A 22394-nucleotide genomic window follows, 5' to 3' on the forward strand; every position below is an offset into this window, starting at 1 on the left:
GAAAATTTGATCACAATGAATAAAATGACGATCAAACCAGAGGTTAAAAAACCTAGTCGCAGCCGGGCCGCTAATAAGGCCTTTCGGCGACAACAGCTTATTGATGCGACATTAGATTGTATTGATGAAGTTGGCTTTGCGGGTACAACCCTTGCAAAGGTGGCTACTAAAGCGGGCTTATCCCAAGGGATTGTGATCTTCCATTTCAAAAGTAAAGAGATACTTTTCGAAGAAACGTTGCGCTATATGACAAGCGAATACAGAAACACGTTACATTCTGCACTCTCAAAATCACCAGATGAACCTATTGATCGCCTTTGTACGATGATACGAACGGATTTCGACCCAAAAATATGTAACGAAAAGAAAATCGGGATTTGGCATGCTTTCTGGGGAGAAGCAAAAGCACATCCATTGTATAAAGAGCTATATAATGATGTAGATATAGAGTTTGGTAATATTATCGAAACAGAATGCGAAAAACTAAGTGCCTCCCCTACCGCAAAAATGGACGGCCATAGTGCTATGCTGACAATTGAAAGTATGATTAACGGTTTATGGAATCGTTACCTTTTAACGCCGCAAAGATTTGATCGCAAAAAATCGCTTAACGCAACATTGGATATTGTATCATCAATCTATCCAGATTGTGTCGACCAAGTCGAAATCTACAAACGTAGGCTAAAATAAAAGGATAAATGAATAAAGTTTTGCAAAGCTTGTATCTGCTTTGCAAAAATGGAAAATTAATGGCAATATAAACAAGTGTCTGTTTTTCCGTTATTTTCTGGAGATTTTATAGTTACCTAGAAATCTCCCGAAGGAGTAGAAGTCAAAATTTGGTCGTTTTTTAATATTTTGATCAAATCATATTTTGGCATCCTACTATTAAATAATTATTTAGATACAGCCATGCACAGGCTTAAAACGGGCAGAACAGGTCACTTTAAAAAAAATTGGGAGACTATCTAAATGAAGAAAGCAACATTAAAATCTGCGTTTGCAGGTGCAGCAACCGCCGCTATGACGTTTGCTGCGACTTCTGCAGGCGCGGAAGATTTACGCATTTACAACTGGGCTGAATATATTGGTGAAACAACAATCGAAGATTTCGCTAAAGAAACCGGTTACAATGTAGTTTATGATACATATGATTCAGTTGAAACTGTTGATGCTAAACTTTTAGCGGGCAAAACGGGCTATGACGTTGTAGATCACTCCTCCTCTACATCTGCAAAGCTGGTAAAGGCGGGTATTTTACACGAAATCGATAAAAGCAAATTATCGAACTATGGAAATATTCGTACAGATATTTTAAAACTCATGGAAAAATGGGACCCGGGTAACAAATATATGGTGCCTTATATGTGGGGCACTAATGGCGTTACCTTTGTTCCTTCCGAAGTTGAGAAGGTTCTTCCTAATGCGCCTATGAATTTTGACATGATTTTCAAGCCGGAAAATATGGAAAAATTGGCACAATGTGGCGTATCTTTCTTAGATTCCCCAGAAGATGTGATTCCAATGGCGCTTGGTTATCTCGGCCTTGATCCCAACTCCACAAGCAAAAAAGATTATAAAAAAGCTGGTGAATTACTAGCATCCGTTCGCCCATATATTAAAACATTTGATAACTATGCTTACACACGTTTAGCAGAAAAAGAGTTTTGCGTGATGGTTACATGGGGCCCGGATGGCCTATTAGCTCAAGATGCAGCAAATGAAGCTGGTCTAGATCTTAAAGTCGATTTCTTCACACATCCAGGTGCATCTGCTCTGTGGGTAGATTCTTGGATGATTCCCTCTGATGCAGGAAATGTTGAAGGTGCATATAAATTTATTGATTTTATGAACCGTCCTCAAGTTGCGGCAGATGCTTCTAATACTGTATGGTATGCAAATACCAACCATGCAGCCGATGAGCTTGTAGACGAGGTTGTAAGAAACAGCAAAGCAGCTTATCCACCAGCGGAAGAAGTTGCGACAATGTATACTGGTGAGACATTACCACAAAAAGTTAACCGTGTTCGTACACGTACATGGACAAACTTTAAGTCTGCCAACTAATTGTGAATGCGAAAGAAAGGCGTTTTCCTAATTGGATTACGCCTTTCTTTTTCTATTTATTGAAATTGTGATCACATTAAATCTTTACATATTGTGATCACATTTTTAATATAGACGATCAAACCAAGCATAATTAATCGGAGTAAGCAGGGTGCCATTAGATACTAAAATTGAAGATCGGCCTTGGCTTGATTCAAGCATTGAGCCTTTCATCAAGATCCAAAATGTAACCAAGAAATTTGGTGCATTCACAGCCGTCGACCGTATTGATCTTAATGTATATCAAGGTGAATTATTCTCACTTTTGGGTGGGTCCGGTTGTGGCAAAACAACATTATTAAGAATGCTCGCAGGATTTGAAGAGGTCACATCTGGTCACATCTTCATTGATGGCCAAGATATGGCAGGCATCCCCCCATATGAACGCCCTGTGAATATGATGTTCCAGTCATATGCCCTCTTCCCACACATGACCGTAGAGAAAAACGTTGCATATGGTTTAAAGCGTGATGGCGTTCCTAAATTAGAAATCGCCAGCCGTGTAACTGAAATCCTTGATATGGTGGAATTAGGACAATTTGCGTCTCGCAAACCACATCAATTGTCAGGCGGCCAACGTCAGCGTGTCGCCTTGGCGCGTGCATTGGTTAAGAAACCAAAACTACTTTTATTGGATGAGCCATTAGGTGCATTGGATAAACGCCTCCGTGAACAAACTCAATTTGAATTAATGGATTTACAAGAACAACTTGGTATTACCTTTATGGTCGTAACACACGATCAAGAGGAAGCCATGACGCTTTCCACTCGCATTGCTGTAATGGATCAAGGCGACATCATTCAAATTGGTACGCCAACAGAAATTTACGAATATCCAGAAAGCCGCTTTACAGCAGGCTTCATCGGTAATGTTAATATGTTTGAAGGTCGCGTAACCAATAACAGTGCCGACCATGTAACTGTGCAAGGGACAGATGGTACAGAATTCTATATTGATCATGGTCAGAATGTAAAAGAAGGACAAAAAGTCTGGGTCGCCGTGCGTCCAGAGAAACTCGTCATTAACAAAGACGCAGTTGCAGCAGGTCCAAATCAGTTACTTGGTACCGTTGATGATATTGGGTATATGGGAAATCATTCCATATATCGTGTCAAATTGGCGTCAGGGCGTATCGTTCAAACCACTGCACAAAATATCGTGCGTCCAAAAGATGCTGAATGGGCAGTTGATTGGGATGATAAAGTAACATTAACTTGGGAGCCGTCCGCGACGGTATTGTTGACAAAATGAGTGATAATGCGATCTCAAATGAGTCATCAATACAGGAGCGATCGACGCTTTCTTGGTTAGATGACAAACTCCAGCAAAGCTGGAAATTTCTTTTATTATTAATACCATATGCTTGGTTATTAATCTTCTTTCTAGCACCATTCATCCTTGTTCTTAAGGTCTCTATGGCGGAGCCAGCTTATGCAAGACCACCATATACACCTTTATGGGAATGGGCAGAAGATGGATATTTAACCATCACTTTGATCTTTGAAAACTTCTCATATCTCTGGGAAGATGAGCTCTATTATGAGACGTATCTCAATTCAGTGGTCATTGCCTTTAACTCAACGATCATGTGTTTATTGATTGGTTATCCTATCGCATATGGCATTGTACGATCCTCAACTTCAGTCCGAAATATTTTACTTCTGCTAATCATTTTACCATTCTGGACATCTTTCTTGTTAAGAGTATATGCGTGGATGGGTATTCTTGGTCAGGGTGGCGAATTAAACGATATTCTGATCTTTCTTGGTATTTTGGACGAGCCTCATCAATTCTTATATACACAATTCGCTGTATATGTAGGTATCGTTTATTCCTATTTGCCTTTCATGATTTTGCCTTTATATGCGAGCCTTGAAAAACTGGATATGACGCTAAATGAAGCAGCTGCTGATTTAGGTGCAAAACCAATCACAACATTTTTAACCGTCACTCTACCCTTATCAATTCCCGGTATTGTTGCTGGTTCAATGTTAGTTTTCATTCCTGCTACAGGTGAATATGTTATTCCTGATCTACTAGGTGGAGGTAACGTTGCCATGATTGGTCGCCAACTCTTTAACGAATTTGGCGCCAATAAAGATTGGCCTGTTGCTTCTGCTGTTGCTATTGCTTTACTGATCTTGTTGGTCGTACCGATGATGATTTATCAGCATTACCAAGCAAAAGAGACGGAGGCAGCATAAAATGAGTAAAAATTCTAAATTTGTTACCACGTTAATGTGTATTGGGTTTACCTTCCTATACATTCCTATGGTGCTGTTGGTTATCTATTCATTCAATGATTCAAGATTTGTAACTGTATGGGGTGGATTTTCTACCAAATGGTATGGCGAATTACTTAATAATCAATTGGTTATCGATTCTGCTATTTTGAGTTTACAAATCGCATTTGTCACTGCCTGTGCTGCGGTTGTCCTAGGAACGATGGCCGGTATCGCACTTGTACGTTTTGGTAAATTCAAAGGCCGTACATTATTTTCAGGTATGATTTCAGCACCATTGGTGATGCCAGAAGTTATCACTGGCCTTTCATTATTGATGCTATTCATCGCATTGGAAAATGCCTTGGGGATACCCGAACGCGGTTTCTGGACAATTACTATTGCCCATATCACCTTCTCTATGGCTTTCGTTGCCGTAATCATACAAGCACGCTTGGCTGGAATGGATGAGTCTTTGGAAGAAGCAGCCATGGATTTAGGTGGCAAACCACTTCGCGTATTGTTTGATATTACTTTACCATTGATTGCCCCAGGCATGATTTCCGGCTGGCTACTTGCCTTTACCATGTCACTTGATGACTTAGTAATCGCAAGCTTTACAGCAGGTCCTGGCGCGAACACATTACCAATGTATATTTTCTCCAAAGTCAAAACGGGTTTACGCCCTGATATCAATGCACTTGCAACATTGATTATTTTGACTGTAGCAATTGGCGTATTTATCGCAGGTTGGTTAATGTTGCGCCAAGATAAACAGCGTAAAGTTGATGAGCAAATGGCAGCGATGGAAACAACAAAGGATGAGCAAGCAGCTTAATCTTTCAGTTTGTTACAAAAAAGGGCTCAGTTTTTGCTGAGCCCTTTTTCTGTATTTTCTATCTATAACTTATTCTTCATGTTTTGGTAAAATCAGGTTCAAAACCACTGCTAAAAACGCTGAAGGTAGCAATCCTGAAGTCATCAATATTTTCATTGTGGATGGTAAATGTTGAAGTGCGTCAGGCACAGCTTGTAGACCTAAACCCGCAGACATGGAAACCGCCAAAATCAACATATTACGACGATTCCAATTTACTTCGCTTAACATATTGATACCTGCCGAGGCGACCATGCCAAACATTACAATAACACCACCGCCTAACACAGCTGTCGGCATGGAGGAAATAACAGCTCCAAACTTTGGTATTAAACCACCAATAATCAGGAAGATAGCTCCAAACGAAACTACATGACGACTCATAACACCGGTCATGGATACGAGCCCCACATTCTGACTGAACGAGGTATTTGGTAAACCACCAAACAGACCAGCTAACGCTGTTCCAACCCCATCTGCCATTGTACCACCAGAAATTTCCTTATCCGTTGCTTCGCGATTTGCCCCACCTTTCGTGATACCAGAAATATCCCCGACAGTTTCGATGGCAGACACAATCCCCATTAGACACATACCAATAATTGCAGCTGCATTAATTTCAAAACCAAATTGTAAAGGGGATGGAACTGCAAACCATTCCGCCCCTCCTACTTTACCAAAATTCACCATACCCATCGGAATGGCGATTAAATATCCTACAACCAAACCAACTAAAACAGCTGCTGTCGATAACATGCCTTTAGTAAAAAACTTCAACCCTAATGTGACGAAGATTACGATTAAGGCCAGAGACCAATGCTCCCATGTTCCAAATTCTGGTTTACCCATCAAAGGCACGCCACCAGCAGCATATTTTATGCCAACTGGTATTAGAGATAGACCGATGGTCAACACAACAATCCCAGTCACCAAAGGAGGTAACGCGTTTCTAATACGGCCAATAACTGTACCTAAGAAGAAATGAAATATCCCGCCAATCACAACGCCACCAAAAAGCGCGGCCATACCAGCTGTCTTAACTACGGGAATCATCACAGGAATAAAAGCAAAGCTTGTGCCTTGCACGATTGGAAGCTTAGCGCCAATCGGCCCAAGACCAACTGTTTGTATAAGTGTGGCAATACCAGCGAAAACCATAACCATCTGGATCATGTAAACCATCTCGGAAGATCCAAATGTAAAACCTGCAGCTAAACTGATAATAATAGCTGGTGTCACGTTACTGGCAAACATTGCCAATACATGCTGGATGCCAAGTGGTACTGCTTGTTGTAAAGGGGGTGTATAGTCCGGATTTTGCAAATCGGACTTGCTTGTTCCCTCAATCATAATAGCCTCCTGTTCAAGAAAGGAAAATTTGATATAGAGGCTATTGATTATATTTAGTTTATGGCCCCTATCCCCAAAAGTGCCACATTATGTAACACAAATGTAATATAGGCAGATTCCAATTTCTTTGTGAAGCCACAGTAATTTAGTGGAAATTAAAGTCACATAAGAATGTTATAATTTCATACAATTTGCATAATAAGTGGTTGTTTCAGGCCAATCCGAAAACACAGCAACAACACCGACATCTTGCGCAAGTACATCCAGTAATTCAAATACCTGACCATCATTATCGATCAAATCTGAAATAGTTTGGTAGTACCAACCACCACCGTTTTCTAAGGAACCGGAACGCTCCACAGTCCACGCAATAATTTTAAGTCCAGCCTTTTTTGCTTCATTTGCATATGGCGAAGGGATAATTTCACCCTCTTTTGATTGCACCAACATCCATAATGGTGGGGCAATGAAATTCAAACCTTCCTTCTTAAGCTCCCCCATGCTTGGCTCAAAAGTATCTGGGTTTGAGATATCGAAGCTATCTTTACGAAAACGTCCATCTAAATAAACGGCCTGCTTAGCAAATTCAGGCTCATTCTTAAGCCAATATAAAATGTCCTGAATACTAAATGATTGCAAATAAACGTCTTCAGCAGGAACATCTGCAGCTTTATATTCGTCGACTAACTTTTGAGCATAATCTTCCTGAGAAAATCCATCATAAGGCATATCAACGACAGGTCGTTTCAATTCAGGAATAAATTTTACGTTTAATGATTTGAAGAGCTCTATAGATTCTGAATGGGTGATGACCTGCCCTGCCCCATTATTCTCGGCTAAATATTCCTTAATCGTTTGCGCCTTTTTATTCACCTTCCCCATCTTACCTTTTAGGGAGCGAAATTCTGCCAATGTAATGTCACTTGTATGACATTGTACATTCGCGTTTTCTCCATTTAATCCTGCCTGAAACGGGACCGCGCATGTATTGGAAAGTGAGCTGGCCAAAATATCAGTTGTTTCATGTAAGTCGCTTTGAGAATGACGACACACCAATACCTTATCCTTTGTGAAGGTAACATCACATTCAAGTATACCCGCGCCCATATTCGCCGCGGCAATATAAGATTCAACCGTATGTTCGGGATATTGTAATGGAGCGCCTCTATGCCCTATGGAAAATGATGTCTTAGTATTCGGTTGCCCCCGACAAGAGAGTAATTTTTCCTTTAAAGCACTGGGCTTCATTTGCTTAATAAGTTGTAATGGTCTTGATATGATGTCTTCTGCAGCAACTTGAAAACTTACAAATGAAGTTGAACATAAAATCATTATGCAAAAAAATAGCGCCTTCATTATAGAACCAATCCTTTTAAAACTCGTGCTGACGACGTCATGACTACTCAATTTGACCAAGGTATGACAATAAAAACAAATTATTAAATACATATGAAACGAATAGTAACAAATAAAAACCGCCCAGTTCATCAGAACTGGGCGGCGTTAAAAATCATTCATCAAAATGGTTAAACCGGAGACTAGAATGGAATCTCGTCGTCGAGATCCGCACTACCGCCAAAGCCGCCACCAGAACCGGAGCCACCACTATAACCGCCACCAAAGCCATCATCGTAACCGCCACTTGATTGCTGACCGCCACCAAAGCCACCACCAGCAGAAGCACTACCGCCTTCACCACGGCTATCCAACATCGTCATATTCCCGCCGAAACCAGATACGACAACTTCTGTTGAATAACGATCAGCACCGCTTTGATCTTGCCATTTGCGTGTTTGAAGTTTGCCTTCAATCAACACCTTAGAACCTTTACGTAAATAACGTTCACAAACGTCAGCAATTTTACCAAAAATCACCACACGATGCCATTCTGTGCGATCTTGATTATTGCCATCACGATCACGCCAACGTTCAGTCGTCGCAATACGTAAATTCGCAACTTTATCCCCGTTTTGAGTGTTACGAATTTCCGGATCAGCGCCCAGATTACCAACGAGAATAACTTTATTTAAGCTGCCAGACATAAGGCCCCCAATAATTTAGTAGTGATCAATTTTATTCGAAATACGAATTACTTCATTTAGGGGCGTAGCATAATCAAGTGTTGCTTTAATCACAACACTTGACTTGCAAGGGTTTCTATTTTGCAGAAGGTTGTTGCTGAGTGATGCAGTGTATACCTCCACCTCCTTGAGCAATATCATCTATTTGAACTTGAACAATTTTTCGATCCGGATACAGTTTTTCATATACCATTCGGGCTCGTTCATCGGTTTGTAAATTATATTTCGGCATAATCACCGCATCATTTGCTAGATAGGCATTAATATATGATAGACAGAATCGATCTCCCTTTTCTTCAGCTCCCCATGCGTCTTCAATAAAAGCGATGTCGATCTCTCTCCCCTTCGCATCTGTCTGCCCTGTCATCGCCGCAATATTTTCATTTAAGATATGATAAAACGGATGTTCAGATGAAAAAGCTTTTTCCATCAACACAACACCAGCTCGAGCGAAAGCAGCAAGGCCATCCACATGGCCATTTGTTTCGTCCTCATCCACATTTCCAGGGAGCCAGATAACTTTCTCAACACCTAAGCAATAGCTAAGCTCGGCCTCCACTTCCTTTTTCGTCCAACCGGGATTTCTATTGGGATTTAAGAAACATGATTCAGTTGTAATAACAGTTCCTTCACCATCAACCGTAATCCCACCGCCCTCAGCTTTTAACGACGATCGAATATATTGAAAACCTTCATGTTTCATAATGCGTTCAGCCATCTTGGCATCTTTATCATAAGGGAAATAGTTCTCTCCCCAACAATTAAAAGAAAAACATGATCCGGCGATATTTCCCTTGCCATCAATCAAGAAATTCGGACCACTATCACGCGCCCATGCATCATCATTTGGAATTTCGATAACTTCAGCATGATTACCAAGTAATTGCTGAGCTTCACTTACATCATCAGGATGTGTCACCATCGATACAGGTTCAAATTCACTAATTACTTTCGCTACTGCCGCATAATTTTCTTTAGTTGCTTTGCTATTAAACCCATCTCGTCGCGGCCAAGCCATCCAACAACGATCATGCTTTTCCCATTCAGCGGGCATATAAAAACGGTTATCTAATTCGTTTACCAAAGTCATTCTACCCTCCCAATTTTAAACAGACGCATCCATCTTCAGAATATCTCCGTATAAATCCGGTCGACGATCCCGGAAAACTCCCCAAGAATCACGCATCTCACGGCATATATTTAAATCAAATTCCGCGACTAAAACTGTCTCTTCTTCACGATCTGCATCATTGACGATTTCGCCGAATTGATCTGCAATAAAAGAGTTTCCATAAAAAGAGAGGTGATTATCACTGTTTTTTGCAATTTCTTTACCCACTCGGTTTGAGGCAATCAGCGGTACCAAGTTAGCACCAGCGTGCCCCTGCATTACACGGCGCCAGTGACCACTACTATCATGACCTTCTATTGATAACTCACTCCCAATTGCTGTGGGATAGAACAGCAATTCTGCCCCCTTCAAAGCCATCGCACGTGCCGCTTCAGGGAACCATTGATCCCAACATATGCCCACGCCAATTTTTGCATAAGCCGTCTGTGTCACTTGAAACCCAGTATCACCTGGGCTGAAATAAAATTTCTCCTGATATCCAGACCCATGTGGTATATGACTTTTCCTATAGTGACCTTTTACTTCGCCATCTGCATCAATGATGGCGACAGAATTAAATCTAGTATTCCCCGCGCGTTCAAAGTAAGAGATTGGTAAAACGACTTGCAATTCTTTCGCTAATTTTTTGAAATAACTTATTAATTCATTGTTATCAAATGGCTCTGCCAGTTTGTTAAACTCATAATCTTCTTCGATACAAAAATATGGTGTCTTAAAAAGTTCTTGTAGTAATATAATATGTGCACCCTTTTCTGCGGCATTTTTGATAAGTCCCGTAGCTTTTTGAATATTATTTTCAATATCCCAACTACATGACATCTGTGTTGCCGCCACTTTCACTTTCACCATATTCTCACTCCTAGATATGTTATATATACACATCTTATGGATATTAATTGCAAAAAATATACAATTACAGTAGTACTACCTTAATAGTAAAATTAAATAGAATGCTTTATAATGATAGGTAAGATTGATCAAATCATCACAGCCTTGGCCAAAGTAACCAATGCACTGCACACCCCAAACTTCGATCAAGCGTATAAAAGTTTTCTGAAAGATATGATCTATTTTGATCATGCTGTAACCCTTGCCTATTACCAAGAAAAACAACCTATTATCTTACATAAAGTATATTCTGATGATGTCACTGAAGAATCTCTCGTTGAATATATCAGAAGAGCTTATCTATTAGATCCGGTCTATTCAGCACATCTTAACCAGATCGAGCCTGGCTGCTATAAATTATTAGATGAAATCGCACCAGACCGATTCAAAAACACACCATATTTCGAGACATATTATCAAGAAACAGATATAAGTGATGAAGTCGTCTTCATCACTTATACGGAGACAGGATATACACTTGTCTTATCTCTTTTCAGATTGCTTGATTATGATGATCGATTGACGAAAAAAGAATTTAATCATCTCAAGCTTATCGCCCCAATGTTACTGGCATTAATGAAGCAACAATGGAATAATTTTAGTGACTCTCGCCTTCATCTGGAAGAAGAAAGCGACCCTCTCAAAATACGTATTCAGACGGCAATAGAAAAAAAAGAAGGATTGTCTTTAACCGACAGGCAAGCCGAGATCATTGCCTTAACTTTGCGTGGACATTCAGCTACATCAATCGGGCTCTTACTTGAAATTAGTGCCGATACGGTTAAAGTTCATAGAAGAAATATATACAACCGACTCAGAATATCATCACAAGCAGAACTGTTTTCTCTTGTAATTTCTGCCATCGGTCCATTAACAGAAACTAAAAAATAGTATCTATTCCTAAAAATCAGTGGGTTAGATATTTATCATCCGGAATGAAATCAGCGACATTTACATCGTCAATTTGGTCAGGACGTAAGAATGTATCTGCGTAACGTTTCCAAACCCCGGCTTCCAAGAAAAGTTTAAATAAATCTGGATCAATATGTTGGTCTTTCACCATAAAGGTCATGATTTTTAAAGATTCAGAAACTGTTTTCGCTTTCTTATACGGCCTATCCGCTGCCGTAAGAGCCTCAAAGATATCCGCAATTGCCATCATACGTGCAGGTAAAGACATATCCTCTTTTTTCAAGCCATTTGGATACCCACTACCATCCATTTTCTCATGATGGCCGCCCGCATATTCGGGAACACGTTGCATCTTTTTAGGAAAAGGTAATTGTTCCAACATCTTGATTGTTACAACGATATGATCATTAATCGTTTCGCGCTCTTCAGCAGTTAAGGTGCCGCGTTGAATTGCTAGGTTATAAAGCTCACCCAAGTTATATTTATCAACTTTATGCTCCACTTTATCATCTAGCAATTTTTCAATCGCAGGTGCTGCGGGAATATTTAACTCCTTTACCCGCATATTTTCAACAGGACTTAATCCCAAAGTACTATCAAAACTTCGCGTCCACTCTTGAGCACCGATCTCTTGTAAACGAACAATGTCTGCATCATCCATAAATTCACCGCCGACATTGGCTTTGGCCACAAAATCCCACTCTTCTTTCAAGCGAATTTTCTCTGCCTCATAATCTGCTTTTGCTTGAGCCTCATCCTCACCAGCAAGACAGCGTTTTAAATATACAATTTCTGCATCTCTGAGAAGAACCTCAAATCGAGTACGTATTTCATGTACGCGGTTATATATAGTTTCAAGCTTGGATGCTTTATCAACCACATATTCTGGCGTTGTAATTTTACCACAATCATGAAGCCAGCAAGCCACATGTAATTCATACCATTGATCTTCGGTCAGATCAAAATCAGCAAAAATTCCATCATCAGATTCACATGCAACACGCGCCAAATCTTTAGTGATTTCTGGCACTCTTTGACAATGCCCCCCCGTATATGGAGATTTATCATCAATGGATGATGCTAACATCTGCAACAAAGAGTCCCATAATTTCCTTTGTGCTTGAATCAGTTGTTGATTTTCTAATGCTACTGCTGCCTGAGATGTCAGAGCTTGAATAATTGGCTGTAAGGAGCGACTAAACGGAATAGATTCGCCTTCTTCATCTCTTGAATTAATAAGCTGTAAGACCCCAATCACTTCATCATCGTTATTAATCATTGGTACAGTTAAAAACGATTTCGATCTAAATCCCATATTGGCATCAAATGCCTTTGTGCCTGAAAAATCATAGTCATGATCTTCATACGCATCGGGGATATTACTGGCTTTCTTTGCATGATACACAGCTGAAGCGACGTTATTTAAATTAGGTTCTCCATCTCGGTAAAGTGGGACAGGTGGGAAAGTAATATCTACACCTGTTGTACCGCCCATTGCGATATCAAGGCTATCTGTACGCATAATTTCAAATGAAAGGCCATCAGCCTTATCGTTGACAAGATATAAAGTCCCCCCGTCAGCATGTGTTATTTCTTTGGCTTCAAGCAAAATCATTTCAAGAAGACGGTTAAGGTTTTTCTCCGCTGAAAGCGCAATCCCCAAATCAACAAGACGATAAAAGAATTTCTCACTGGATCGACGCCCCACATCCGTCTTTCGGCGGTCGTCCCCTTCGTCTCTGTCGCTATCTCTTCTATCGTAATACATTAATTTGGTTAACCTTGATTTATTCTTATACCTATAGAAAGTTCATTTCAAATTCATTACACAATCGTAATTTTCATTTGCTCTCGCGCGACAATCGCACCATTCCATTCATTGCGGGCATTACGTTCGATCTGCTCCATCACATCATCCGTATGACTAGGATCATGGTGGAATATGGCCATCATTCGTGCATTTGCAAGTTTACAAAGTCGAATGCCTTCCTCCCAAGTAGAATGTCCCCACCCAACTTTGGAGACGAATTCTTCCTCTGTATAGGTACAATCATAGATAACGAGATCAGCATCTCTAATCAACTCTACCACATTTTCGTTGGTTTCACCCGGAATATGTTCTGTATCAGTCACATAGCAAACCGCGCGTCCCTTATACTCAACACGATAGCCTGTGGCACCATTCGGGTGATGCAAAGCGGCTGTTTTTACAATAACTTGATCATTAATAACAATTTCTTCACCCGACGTGAAATCCTCAAAAACCATATCACTTTGCATTGCCTCTAAGGGAATTGGAAAAAACGGTTGTGCCATCTGCCCTCTAAAAAGCTTTAGAATGCCGCCTTCATGACGCACATGTCCAGCCATCACTTTCAACTTGAAATTCGGCATATAAGCAGGTGTAAAAAACGGAAAACCATTAATATGATCCCAATGTGTATGGGATAATAAGATATAGGCACTTCCTCCTTCTTCTTGCACCATGGCTTCACCAAGGCCTTTTAAGCCAGTACCTGCATCAAATATCAATCGCTCCCCACCAGCATTCACTTCGACACAGCTGGTATTACCACCAAAACCTATATGCTGCGGAGATGGGCAGGCAATTGATCCTCTCACCCCCCAGAATTTAACGTTAAACGACATTAAAATGACCTTCCTGCAAATAGATATTCACTAAAATGCTTCATTTGCAAATCCAGGAAAAAGACGAATGGACACTCGTCGGTTTTGAGCTTTATTTTCTGGCAATGGATTTCCTAACATATCTTTTTCTGGAACTTTTGGTTTCGTATCTGCATATCCGGACGCTTTCATACGATACGCGTCCATACCTTGTGAAATCAAGTATCGAACCACAGATGCTGCTCTGGCAGCGGAAAGTTCCCAGTTTGAGGGATAAATAGATGTATCAACAATAGGATCAGAATCAGTATGTCCTTCAATATCCACCATAAATAGATCATATGGTGTTTCTTGAAGTTCACGTTTAATTTTCTTAAGAACCAGCTTGGCTGGGTCAGTTAAATCCGCCGAACCATCTTCGAAGAAAGAGCCACTTCCAAAATTGATGACAACTCCAACATCATCAAACCCTACATCTACACTTTCCGGCGGCAAACTATCTTCTTCCTCTATAGAGGTTGATAATATGGATTGTAACTCAAATATCGGTGTTTTGGTTGGATCGTCTTGTCCGCCAACATATTCCTTAATACCAGCTTGTACCTGTTCGAACATTGGAATATCAACTTTTGAGAAAGAAACAAGCATCACAAAAAAAGCCATAAGGAGTGTTATCGCATCTGCATAAGTTGCAAGCCAATCTTCTGAGTCTTCCTCTTCAACATCTTGTTTCTTACGCCTCATAAAAGCATTCCCTACTTATTCGCCAGTTGCTTATCAATGTCATATTGAATAGCTGGATCAAGGAAACTGTTCATACGATCTTGAATCAACCGAGGATTTTTACGATCCGATAATAAAGCCATACCTTCCGCCATAAGTTCCATACGGAAACGGGAAATTTGATTTCTTTGTGTCATTTTATTCGCCGCAGGCATAAAAACCATCCGAGCAATAACAACGCCATATAAAGTTGTATTCAAAGCCACAGCTAACCCAGGCCCAAGACTTTTGGGGTCTCCCCCCATATTATCCAACATGATAATCAATCCGACCAACGTACCAATCATACCAAAAGCAGGTGCCGTCCCAGCCATGGTTTTCAAAATATTCGCAGCTACCATGTTACGTTCAAAAGTTGTATCAACCATACGTAACATATTTTCGCGAACATCCTCACCTGAATGGCCAGATAAAATCATCTCAAGCCCAAATGAAATGAAAGGATCATTTTTTACTTTCTTTAACTCGTCATCCAAGCCAACGATGCCATTTTGCTGCGCGATATATCCCCATTTAATAACACGGCCAACTTCTTGATTCATAATACTACGCCCAATACGCTGAGGCGCAAAAATGCTCAAAGCTGCCTTTAATGCAAGCATAACATATCGGGCTTCCTGACCCAAAAAAGTTGCTGCTAAAGTACCGCCAAGCACCATAACTAAACTAGGTGCATCCACAAAAATATACGGATTATCTGTACTCAAAAAAATGGAGCCAATAAATAACCCAAATGCCGCTAAAAAGCCGATAAAACTATTAATAGACATTTTGACCTGTCTTTACCTGTAACTTTCATTATATCAGACAAGTTGCTATTCCCATGGTTAGCGCGTAAAAACGGCTATGTCTGATACCCCTTTATAGATTACTATACGAATAAAGTACTAGAATCGCAGAAAAAGTTAAACAAAATAATGCCTTCACATCATAATCGTCGGAATCGAAAGTCAAAAAAACCCCAATTCACCTCTCACCCTGTGGAAGTGGAAATCACACGTCTTGGAGCCGGTGGAGATGGAATTGGCACGGATAATAAAGGTCGCATAATCTATATGCCTTATAGTTTACCCGGAGAAATCGCCGTTGGAAAAACTATTGCGAAACGCGGTGAAGGTATCGCTGCCAAACTTGAAAGCATTCAACAACCATCAAAAAACCGAGTTAATCAGAAATGTGATTACTTCGGTCAATGTGGCGGCTGCTCCATGCAACATATGGCAGATGGGGCAATCTCTGATTGGAAAAGAGAGACTCTCACCAAAACATTACATCAAAAAGGCTTAGACGATTTTCCTATAAACCCAACAAAGTCGATTCCTGCAGGAACTCGTAGACGTGCCCGTTTTGCCGTAAAACCAACGCAAAACAAATGTGTGTTCGGATTTAACAGTCCTTTTAGTAAACAAATTGTTGATATTGAAACTTGCCCACTCCTATCCCCTAAACTTTCTGAAGCATTATCAATTTTACGTCAACTTAGCGGATCCATTGAAGGTTTTTCAATGGGGGGAGATGTTCAAGCAACCGAAACGCAAAACGGTTTGGATATCCTATTTGTGCCCAACAATAATGGGGAATTAACACTTCATGATCGCGAAAATCTTATCGAATTTGCTAATCAGCATCAGGTGGCACGCATCGCTTGGGAAAATGACGGCTGGGTAGAACCTGTATGTGCTTTGTTACCTGCAGATATCAAATTTGCACAAACAGATGTTGCTGTTCCTATCGGTGCGTTTTTACAACCAAGTCAAGCAGGGCAAGATATTCTCGTTGATCTGGTCTGTAAGGCCGTTAGTGGTGCGAAGAAAATCGCTGATCTTTATTGCGGATGTGGCACATTCACCCTTCCTCTTGCTGCTCTTCCCCAAAAACCGATTATTCATGCAGCTGACGGATTAGAAGATCAAGTATCAGCCATGCGCAAAGCTGTTGCAGGGCAAAAGATTACCGTTGAATCCATTGATTTGGCAAAAAACCCGCCTAGCAGTGACGAACTAAATACATTTGATGCTGTCGTCTTTGACCCGCCACGCGCAGGTGCACAACGTTTGGCAGAAAACCTCGCTTGGTCAAATGTCGAAACAATTGTCGCTGTTTCATGTAATCCGGCAACATTGGCGCGTGATCTTCGTATCCTTGTCGATGGTGGATATGAAATAGTCGAGGCTACACCTGTGGATCAGTTTACATGGTCTGCCCATTTGGAAGCCGTTGTGGTTTTGAAGCGTGAGTCATTATAGGTTCACGCCTTCTTCCTTATAGGGATTGAATCCCGTAATGCTGGATAATAATACCACTGTGTTAATCCACGTAACGTCATTAAGACACACATTCCTGCCATAACACCATGTTCGTCAAATGTCGGTACAAGTATCTGCATAGATAACAAATATCCAAAGACAGAAATTATCATGGCTTTACGCGTTTCAACCACATGCGTTGAACCAAAATATATGCCATCAAAAATGAAGCACCACATACCAAAGAGTGGCATCAACACCATCCAGATAAGATACTCCGAAGAAACCGTTATCAATTCAGGTAAATCTGTAAAAAAACCAATCCAATAATCACCGGAAATATAATAAATTCCAGACATTCCGAGCGCAACAAGGAGGCCTAGTTCAAAACTTGCACGGTTCACGGCGCTAAAAGTTTTACGATCTTTTGCGCCAACGGCTTGACCTACAAGTGTTTCATTAGCATGCGCGAAGCCATCTAGCCCGAAAGAGCAAATATGAAATAAATGTCCTAGAATGACTGTTGCAGCTAAAAATGTATCCCCCATCTTTGCTGCTTCCGCAGTTTGATAAGCAAAAGCAAACATGAGTAACAAAGAACGTATAAATAACTCTCTATTCACAACGGTCATTCGTTTAACTTTTTGCCAATTCCATATAACCGATTTACTTAGCCCTGTTTCTGGCCATAAATTCCTGCGTCCAAAGATAAAGTAAAGTCCAACAATAACCCCTGAATATTCAGCAATAACGGTGGCAAGAGCAACACCATCAACCGTCATCTCAAGACCTAAAACAAACCATAAGTCTAATAAGACATTTAAGAGGTTAACTATGATCTGAAGAATCATTGGACGTTTTGAGTCTTGTAAGGCTAATAACCATCCGACAAAAACAAAGTTCAAAAATGAGGCTGGAGCGCCCCAAATTCTAATATAATAATATGTTTGGGCATGTAATTCGACTTGCTCACTTGCTTCAAAAGCCCAAAAAGACAACCAAGCAATCGGTATTTGAATAACGATTAGTAAGATAGCTAAAAAGACAGCCACGCCAATTGCGCGAAACAGGACTGCCCATACTTCCTGCATATCTTTAGCGCCATATGCTTGCGCGCCAAGACCAGTAGTTCCTTTTCTTAAAAAAGCGACTCCCCAATAAATAAAGGAATAGATTACAGCACTAAGTGCAACCCCACCTAAATAAGATTCATCATCCAAACGTCCTAAAACCGCTGTATCAACAATCCCTGGTAAGGGTATGAATAAATTAGATAAAATAATTGGATAGGAAAGTCTCCACACTTTCCCACGCCAAGACCATGCGTCGTTGTTAGAAACGTGATACATTAGTTTATTCGCTTAGGAATAATGATAGTCCTCACCCCCTGGTAATGCGGGTCGAATTTGCATTGGGAAAGATGGCTCCACCCCTGCCCATTCTGCAAACTCAATCAAATCAGGTTCATGAGCCAATAGGAAGTCTAAAATACCTCCCATAAATGCCGGATCGCCAACACGCTCACGAATTTCTGCAGGCCCTACTCCACATATTGCCAAGAATCGCCCTAGTCTATCCGGGTCTTGGGCAATCCAGCTAAGAGCGCTTGCAGCGAGTTGTTCTGCCTGTTCTTTTTCGCTTATCATAGTCTTGATCCTGATTATTTATTGTAGAGGTGCGTCATGGAATGGGATCCGAATGCCTATTTATCCTTTGAACGAACTAGATTGCAACCCGCTGTTGACCTAATTAATAGAATCCCGAACAAGAATTTTAATGAAATTGCTGATTTGGGGTGTGGCCCAGGTAATGTTGCACATCTTCTGTCCCAAAAGTGGATAAATGCGAATGTTACGGGCTATGACTCTTCTGATGAAATGTTGGCAAAAGCAAAACAAACTTATTCAGATATAAACTGGATAAAACAAAATGCAGAGACCTTTTCACCCGACCAGCCTGCAGACCTAATTTTCTCAAATGCGTGTCTTCAATGGCTTCACAATCATGAAACCCTATTTCCCAATCTTATCAAACAGCTTTCAAATAGCGGTGTTTTTGCCATTCAGATGCCTAATAATTATCGAAGACCAACACATCAATATGTTAAAAGAGCAGCAAAAGAAACGAGACTTTTCAATAAATTAGAGGGGTTATTTTACCCTATACCTGTAAATAACCCTGATCATTATTATGACATACTATCCCCACTATGCCGTCAGGTGGATATTTGGGAGACAGATTACCTACAAGAACTTGAAGGAGAAAATCCAGTAGCGGACTGGACTGCTGGTTCATATTTAAGGCCATTCTTACAAACGCTAAATGATGAAGATAAAATTCGTTTTGAACAACATTATCGTAACCTCATTCTAGAAGCTTATCCCAAACAGTCTAACGGCAAAACACTTTTGCCATTCAAGCGTTTGTTTATTCTAGCTATTCATTAATATTCATGTAGTAATACGCATATTCTTTATCATCAATACCATTAGAAAAAAGTTGCATTCATGATTAAAGAATTTTAGAAATGTGATCACAAAAATCTTTCTCAAAAACATCACTGATAACCGCAGGGGTAAAGGATAAATCAATGCAATTAAAAGATATGAGCTTGTTAAGTACCAACGCCTATATCAATGGCGAATGGGTATCTTCCGATAATCAAACAACTTATCCAGTATATGATCCTGCGAATGGTCAGAAAATCGCTGATGTGGCGAAATGTGGTCAAGCTGAAACACGTCGCGCCATTGAAGCTGCTGATGCGGCCATGCCTGCTTGGCAAGAGAAATCAGCCAAAGAACGTGGTGCAATTCTACGTAAGTGGTTCGATCTGATGTTGGAAAACAAAGAAGATCTTGCGATTATAATGACATCAGAATGTGGTAAACCTTTGGCGGAATCCCAAGGCGAAGTTATGTATGCAGCTTCTTTCCTTGAATGGTTTGCAGAAGAAGCAAAACGTGCCTATGGCGATACAATTCCAACTCATAATCCAGCACAGCGTTTGGTAACGATTAAGCAGGGCATCGGCGTGTCTGCCGGTATCAATCCATGGAACTTCCCTGCCGCGATGATCACACGTAAAGCAGCTCCATCTATTGCAGCTGGTTGCCCACAAGTTGTCAAGCCAGCCGAGGCAACTCCATTGACAGCTTTGGCACTTGCGGAACTTGCAGAACGTGCAGGCCTCCCTGCTGGCGTTTTGTCCATCATTCCGGGTGATCGTGATGATGCAGCTGCAATTGGTGGTGAGTTAACAAGTAATTCAATTGTTAAAAAGGTAAGTTTCACAGGTTCCACACCTGTGGGTAAGTTATTAATGAGCCAAGCCTCCTCAACTGTTAAAAAAGTTAGCTTGGAATTAGGCGGCAATGCCCCATTCATCGTATTTGATGATGCGGATCTTGATGCTGCTGTTCAGGGTGCTCTGGCTTGTAAGTTCCGCAACGCAGGGCAAACATGTGTTTGTGCCAATCGTATTCTGGTGCAAGAAGGTGTCTACGATAAATTTAGTGAAAAACTAGCCAAAGCGGTGGCAGCATTTAACGTAGGTCATGGCCTTGAAGCAGGTATAACCATGGGACCTGTAATTAACGATGCAGCAATCGCAAAGATTGACAGCTTAGTATCCTCTGCTAAAGCAGCTGGTGCGACCCCGTTACTAGGCGGTGATCCGCACGAATTAGGTGGAAACTTCTATACACCATCCATTCTAACCAATGCGAGCTTGGATATGGAAATTGCTAATAATGAAATCTTTGGCCCTGTCGCGGTTCTTTACAAATTCAAAACTGAAGAAGAAGCCATTCAAATCGCAAATGACACACCATTTGGGTTGGCTTCCTATTTCTACAGCCGCGACATTGGTCGTGTATGGCGTGTCGGTGAAGGCCTGGAATATGGTATGGTTGGTATTAATACAGGTATCATTTCTGCTGAAACCGTACCATTTGGCGGTATTAAAGAATCCGGTATTGGTCGTGAAGGCGGTCATCAAGGATTAGATGAATATATGGAAGTTAAATATCTCTGCATGGGCGATATTTAAAACCATTCATAAATACATATTTGTAGAGGGCTCGCAGTTTTGCGGGCCCTTTTGCATTGCATCGAAGGTGAAAAACCTTATAACCTGCAACAAAGAGTTTAATGAGATAAGAGTCTGTATCAATGCTATTGCTTCGTTTCGCCTTATATGAAGACCGTATCAGCCCAGGTGGGGCTGTAGAATATCTAACGCCGGGTTCCAGTCGTCTGTTATTTTGCCTTCAAGGTTCTGCTGGCCTTGGTGATGGTCGTTCAATTTCAGTTCAGGAAGCAGCACTTGCACATGGAAACACTTATGTAAATACAGGCCATGACGGCGCACTTTTATGGCGTTGGGAGTTATTTGAAGATGATCAGGAACCAGAAATGGATCCGATGGGTGTTACGTCTCGTTTAGTGAATGAACAAACCGTCGGATTTGAGGAAGGCGAAGATATTCTTTTCCGTTGTGAAAGTCTTGGTATGCCTCCAGCTGATGAGATTGAACAAATGCGCCTCTTTGGACCTGCTATCCATGTATGTATGGCGGGTGGCTTCCAAACCTTACACGGAACAGACGTCGCTCAAATGAAACCGCAAGGTGCTTGGTTTATCAATGGTGGTGAAACCTTTGATCTTGAAGCACATAATAAAGAACCAAGCATGCTGCTGCGTGCTGTGATTTTACCGCCAGTTCTTGCAGGAGAAACTTCGCAAATTATTCCAGAAGATCAAATCAAACCAAAAGACGGCAAAAAGCGATTTGAAAAAATCCATACTGAAGGAATCGTTGCTCTTTAAAGGATTTTACCATGCCTAACTCTTCCATTTCAAAAACGAAACAAAAAGAGTTAGGCCCCTGCCCGATTTGTGGACGCATGATGATCCTTGGTCCTTCAACAGATAGGCATCATTGGATTCCAAAATCTCAAAATGGAGAAGATTGGAATTACCTACATCGTGTCTGTCACAAGAAAATTCATTCTTTATACACGGAGAAATTCCTTGCTAAAGAAATGAATTCACCCGAGAAGCTCCTTCAGGATGAAGACATTCAAAAGTTTGTTAAATGGGTAAGAAAACAGCCTATAGAATCTATAGGCCGTATTAAAAAAAACAAAAATGGTAAGAGATATAAA

General features: G+C 40.8%; 22 protein-coding genes. 11 read left to right on the forward strand and 11 right to left on the reverse strand.

Going from position 1 to position 22394, the window contains the following annotated elements; translation table 11 throughout:
- The 5 genes from E1160_RS13815 to E1160_RS13835 form a co-directional block, all read left to right on the forward strand.
- Positions 1-690, forward strand: a 690-nt coding sequence (locus tag E1160_RS13815) for a TetR family transcriptional regulator (RefSeq protein WP_218048907.1), incomplete at its 5' end; no start/stop codon positions are given.
- Between the two features lie 282 nt (positions 691-972).
- On the forward strand, positions 973-2067 hold the full coding sequence (locus tag E1160_RS13820; RefSeq protein WP_218048908.1) for an extracellular solute-binding protein: 1095 nt from the start codon (positions 973-975) through the stop codon (positions 2065-2067).
- A 151-nt stretch (positions 2068-2218) separates the two neighbouring features.
- Positions 2219-3358 carry an ABC transporter ATP-binding protein gene (locus tag E1160_RS13825; protein WP_328597161.1) on the forward strand — a complete coding sequence of 380 codons (1140 nt, stop codon included), beginning with the start codon at positions 2219-2221 and terminating at the stop codon, positions 3356-3358.
- On the forward strand, positions 3355-4311 hold the full coding sequence (locus E1160_RS13830) for an ABC transporter permease subunit (protein ID WP_155156167.1): 957 nt from the start codon (positions 3355-3357) through the stop codon (positions 4309-4311). Before E1160_RS13825 ends, E1160_RS13830 begins: the two co-directional genes overlap by 4 nt.
- Position 4312: 1 nt before the next feature.
- Positions 4313-5167 carry an ABC transporter permease subunit gene (locus E1160_RS13835; RefSeq protein WP_155156169.1) on the forward strand — a complete coding sequence of 285 codons (855 nt, stop codon included), beginning with the start codon at positions 4313-4315 and terminating at the stop codon, positions 5165-5167.
- A 69-nt stretch (positions 5168-5236) separates the two neighbouring features.
- Here E1160_RS13835 and E1160_RS13840 read toward each other — a convergent pair whose 3' ends face one another.
- The 5 genes from E1160_RS13840 to aguB all read right to left on the reverse strand — a co-directional run bounded on the left by E1160_RS13840 (position 5237) and on the right by aguB (position 10618).
- The gene (locus E1160_RS13840) at positions 5237-6556 is read right to left on the reverse strand and encodes a uracil-xanthine permease family protein (RefSeq protein WP_155156171.1); all 1320 of its coding nucleotides are present in this window, start codon (positions 6554-6556) and stop codon (positions 5237-5239) included.
- Between the two features lie 174 nt (positions 6557-6730).
- The gene (locus E1160_RS13845; protein ID WP_155156173.1) at positions 6731-7912 is read right to left on the reverse strand and encodes a glycerophosphodiester phosphodiesterase family protein; all 1182 of its coding nucleotides are present in this window, start codon (positions 7910-7912) and stop codon (positions 6731-6733) included.
- 182 nt (positions 7913-8094) lie between these two features.
- Positions 8095-8598 carry a single-stranded DNA-binding protein gene (ssb, locus tag E1160_RS13850; protein WP_155156175.1) on the reverse strand — a complete coding sequence of 168 codons (504 nt, stop codon included), beginning with the start codon at positions 8596-8598 and terminating at the stop codon, positions 8095-8097.
- A 115-nt stretch (positions 8599-8713) separates the two neighbouring features.
- Positions 8714-9727 (reverse strand): agmatine deiminase family protein, encoded by a 1014-nt coding sequence (locus E1160_RS13855; RefSeq protein ID WP_218048909.1) that lies wholly within the window; start codon positions 9725-9727, stop codon positions 8714-8716.
- Between the two features lie 15 nt (positions 9728-9742).
- On the reverse strand, positions 9743-10618 hold the full coding sequence (aguB, locus tag E1160_RS13860; RefSeq protein WP_155156177.1) for an N-carbamoylputrescine amidase: 876 nt from the start codon (positions 10616-10618) through the stop codon (positions 9743-9745).
- Between the two features lie 111 nt (positions 10619-10729).
- Here aguB and E1160_RS13865 point away from each other — a divergent pair, with 111 nt between their 5' ends.
- Complete coding sequence (locus E1160_RS13865; protein WP_155156179.1) at positions 10730-11548, forward strand: LuxR C-terminal-related transcriptional regulator; 819 nt, start codon at positions 10730-10732, stop codon at positions 11546-11548.
- Positions 11549-11564: 16 nt separating this feature from the next.
- Here E1160_RS13865 and E1160_RS13870 read toward each other — a convergent pair whose 3' ends face one another.
- From E1160_RS13870 to E1160_RS13885, 4 genes are read right to left on the reverse strand one after another with little or no spacing between them, the layout of a single operon-like run.
- A complete protein-coding gene (locus tag E1160_RS13870) occupies positions 11565-13337 on the reverse strand; it encodes an HD domain-containing phosphohydrolase (RefSeq protein WP_155156181.1) in 1773 nt (590 codons plus the stop codon).
- Between the two features lie 56 nt (positions 13338-13393).
- Positions 13394-14218: an MBL fold metallo-hydrolase gene (locus tag E1160_RS13875; protein WP_155156183.1), complete on the reverse strand. Its 825-nt coding sequence runs from the start codon at positions 14216-14218 to the stop codon at positions 13394-13396.
- Positions 14219-14248: 30 nt separating this feature from the next.
- A complete protein-coding gene (locus E1160_RS13880; protein ID WP_155156185.1) occupies positions 14249-14941 on the reverse strand; it encodes an OmpA/MotB family protein in 693 nt (230 codons plus the stop codon).
- An 11-nt stretch (positions 14942-14952) separates the two neighbouring features.
- The gene (locus E1160_RS13885; protein WP_155156188.1) at positions 14953-15750 is read right to left on the reverse strand and encodes a motility protein A; all 798 of its coding nucleotides are present in this window, start codon (positions 15748-15750) and stop codon (positions 14953-14955) included.
- A 147-nt stretch (positions 15751-15897) separates the two neighbouring features.
- On the opposite strand from E1160_RS13885, the gene E1160_RS13890 reads away from it, so the two are divergent.
- On the forward strand, positions 15898-17226 hold the full coding sequence (locus E1160_RS13890) for a class I SAM-dependent RNA methyltransferase (RefSeq protein WP_155156190.1): 1329 nt from the start codon (positions 15898-15900) through the stop codon (positions 17224-17226).
- 2 nt (positions 17227-17228) lie between these two features.
- Here the strand turns inward: E1160_RS13890 and E1160_RS13895 are convergent, their stop codons facing one another.
- Entirely contained in the window at positions 17229-18575 is a 1347-nt protein-coding gene (locus tag E1160_RS13895; RefSeq protein ID WP_155156192.1) for an MATE family efflux transporter, read from the reverse strand.
- A 12-nt stretch (positions 18576-18587) separates the two neighbouring features.
- Positions 18588-18872, reverse strand: a complete 285-nt coding sequence (locus E1160_RS13900; RefSeq protein ID WP_155156194.1) for a DUF3572 domain-containing protein — start codon at positions 18870-18872, stop codon at positions 18588-18590.
- 36 nt (positions 18873-18908) lie between these two features.
- Between E1160_RS13900 and E1160_RS13905 the strand changes: the two genes are divergently transcribed.
- The 4 genes from E1160_RS13905 to E1160_RS17185 all read left to right on the forward strand — a co-directional run.
- A complete protein-coding gene (locus E1160_RS13905) occupies positions 18909-19673 on the forward strand; it encodes a methyltransferase domain-containing protein (protein ID WP_155156196.1) in 765 nt (254 codons plus the stop codon).
- A gap of 143 nt (positions 19674-19816) precedes the next feature.
- Positions 19817-21277: an NAD-dependent succinate-semialdehyde dehydrogenase gene (locus E1160_RS13910; protein WP_155156198.1), complete on the forward strand. Its 1461-nt coding sequence runs from the start codon at positions 19817-19819 to the stop codon at positions 21275-21277.
- Between the two features lie 122 nt (positions 21278-21399).
- Positions 21400-22056 (forward strand): hypothetical protein, encoded by a 657-nt coding sequence (locus E1160_RS13915; protein ID WP_155156200.1) that lies wholly within the window; start codon positions 21400-21402, stop codon positions 22054-22056.
- An 11-nt stretch (positions 22057-22067) separates the two neighbouring features.
- Positions 22068-22394, forward strand: a 327-nt coding sequence (locus E1160_RS17185; protein WP_218048910.1) for an HNH endonuclease, incomplete at its 3' end; no start/stop codon positions are given.

The sequence above is a fragment of the Curvivirga aplysinae genome, from assembly GCF_009711445.1.
Lineage (GTDB): Bacteria > Pseudomonadota > Alphaproteobacteria > UBA8366 > Aestuariispiraceae > Curvivirga > Curvivirga aplysinae.

Coding starts and splice junctions, on each gene's coding strand:
- E1160_RS13820 (WP_218048908.1), top strand. CDS start 973: ATGAAGAAAGCAACATTAAAATCTGCGTTTGCAGGTGCAGCAACCGCC.
- E1160_RS13830 (WP_155156167.1), top strand. CDS start 3,355: ATGAGTGATAATGCGATCTCAAATGAGTCATCAATACAGGAGCGATCG.
- E1160_RS13835 (WP_155156169.1), top strand. CDS start 4,313: ATGAGTAAAAATTCTAAATTTGTTACCACGTTAATGTGTATTGGGTTT.
- E1160_RS13840 (WP_155156171.1), bottom strand. CDS start 6,556: ATGATTGAGGGAACAAGCAAGTCCGATTTGCAAAATCCGGACTATACA.
- E1160_RS13845 (WP_155156173.1), bottom strand. CDS start 7,912: ATGAAGGCGCTATTTTTTTGCATAATGATTTTATGTTCAACTTCATTT.
- ssb (WP_155156175.1), bottom strand. CDS start 8,598: ATGTCTGGCAGCTTAAATAAAGTTATTCTCGTTGGTAATCTGGGCGCT.
- E1160_RS13855 (WP_218048909.1), bottom strand. CDS start 9,727: ATGACTTTGGTAAACGAATTAGATAACCGTTTTTATATGCCCGCTGAA.
- aguB (WP_155156177.1), bottom strand. CDS start 10,618: ATGGTGAAAGTGAAAGTGGCGGCAACACAGATGTCATGTAGTTGGGAT.
- E1160_RS13865 (WP_155156179.1), top strand. CDS start 10,730: ATGATAGGTAAGATTGATCAAATCATCACAGCCTTGGCCAAAGTAACC.
- E1160_RS13870 (WP_155156181.1), bottom strand. CDS start 13,337: ATGTATTACGATAGAAGAGATAGCGACAGAGACGAAGGGGACGACCGC.
- E1160_RS13875 (WP_155156183.1), bottom strand. CDS start 14,218: ATGTCGTTTAACGTTAAATTCTGGGGGGTGAGAGGATCAATTGCCTGC.
- E1160_RS13880 (WP_155156185.1), bottom strand. CDS start 14,941: ATGAGGCGTAAGAAACAAGATGTTGAAGAGGAAGACTCAGAAGATTGG.
- E1160_RS13885 (WP_155156188.1), bottom strand. CDS start 15,750: ATGTCTATTAATAGTTTTATCGGCTTTTTAGCGGCATTTGGGTTATTT.
- E1160_RS13890 (WP_155156190.1), top strand. CDS start 15,898: ATGCCTTCACATCATAATCGTCGGAATCGAAAGTCAAAAAAACCCCAA.
- E1160_RS13895 (WP_155156192.1), bottom strand. CDS start 18,575: ATGTATCACGTTTCTAACAACGACGCATGGTCTTGGCGTGGGAAAGTG.
- E1160_RS13900 (WP_155156194.1), bottom strand. CDS start 18,872: ATGATAAGCGAAAAAGAACAGGCAGAACAACTCGCTGCAAGCGCTCTT.
- E1160_RS13905 (WP_155156196.1), top strand. CDS start 18,909: ATGGAATGGGATCCGAATGCCTATTTATCCTTTGAACGAACTAGATTG.
- E1160_RS13910 (WP_155156198.1), top strand. CDS start 19,817: ATGCAATTAAAAGATATGAGCTTGTTAAGTACCAACGCCTATATCAAT.
- E1160_RS13915 (WP_155156200.1), top strand. CDS start 21,400: ATGCTATTGCTTCGTTTCGCCTTATATGAAGACCGTATCAGCCCAGGT.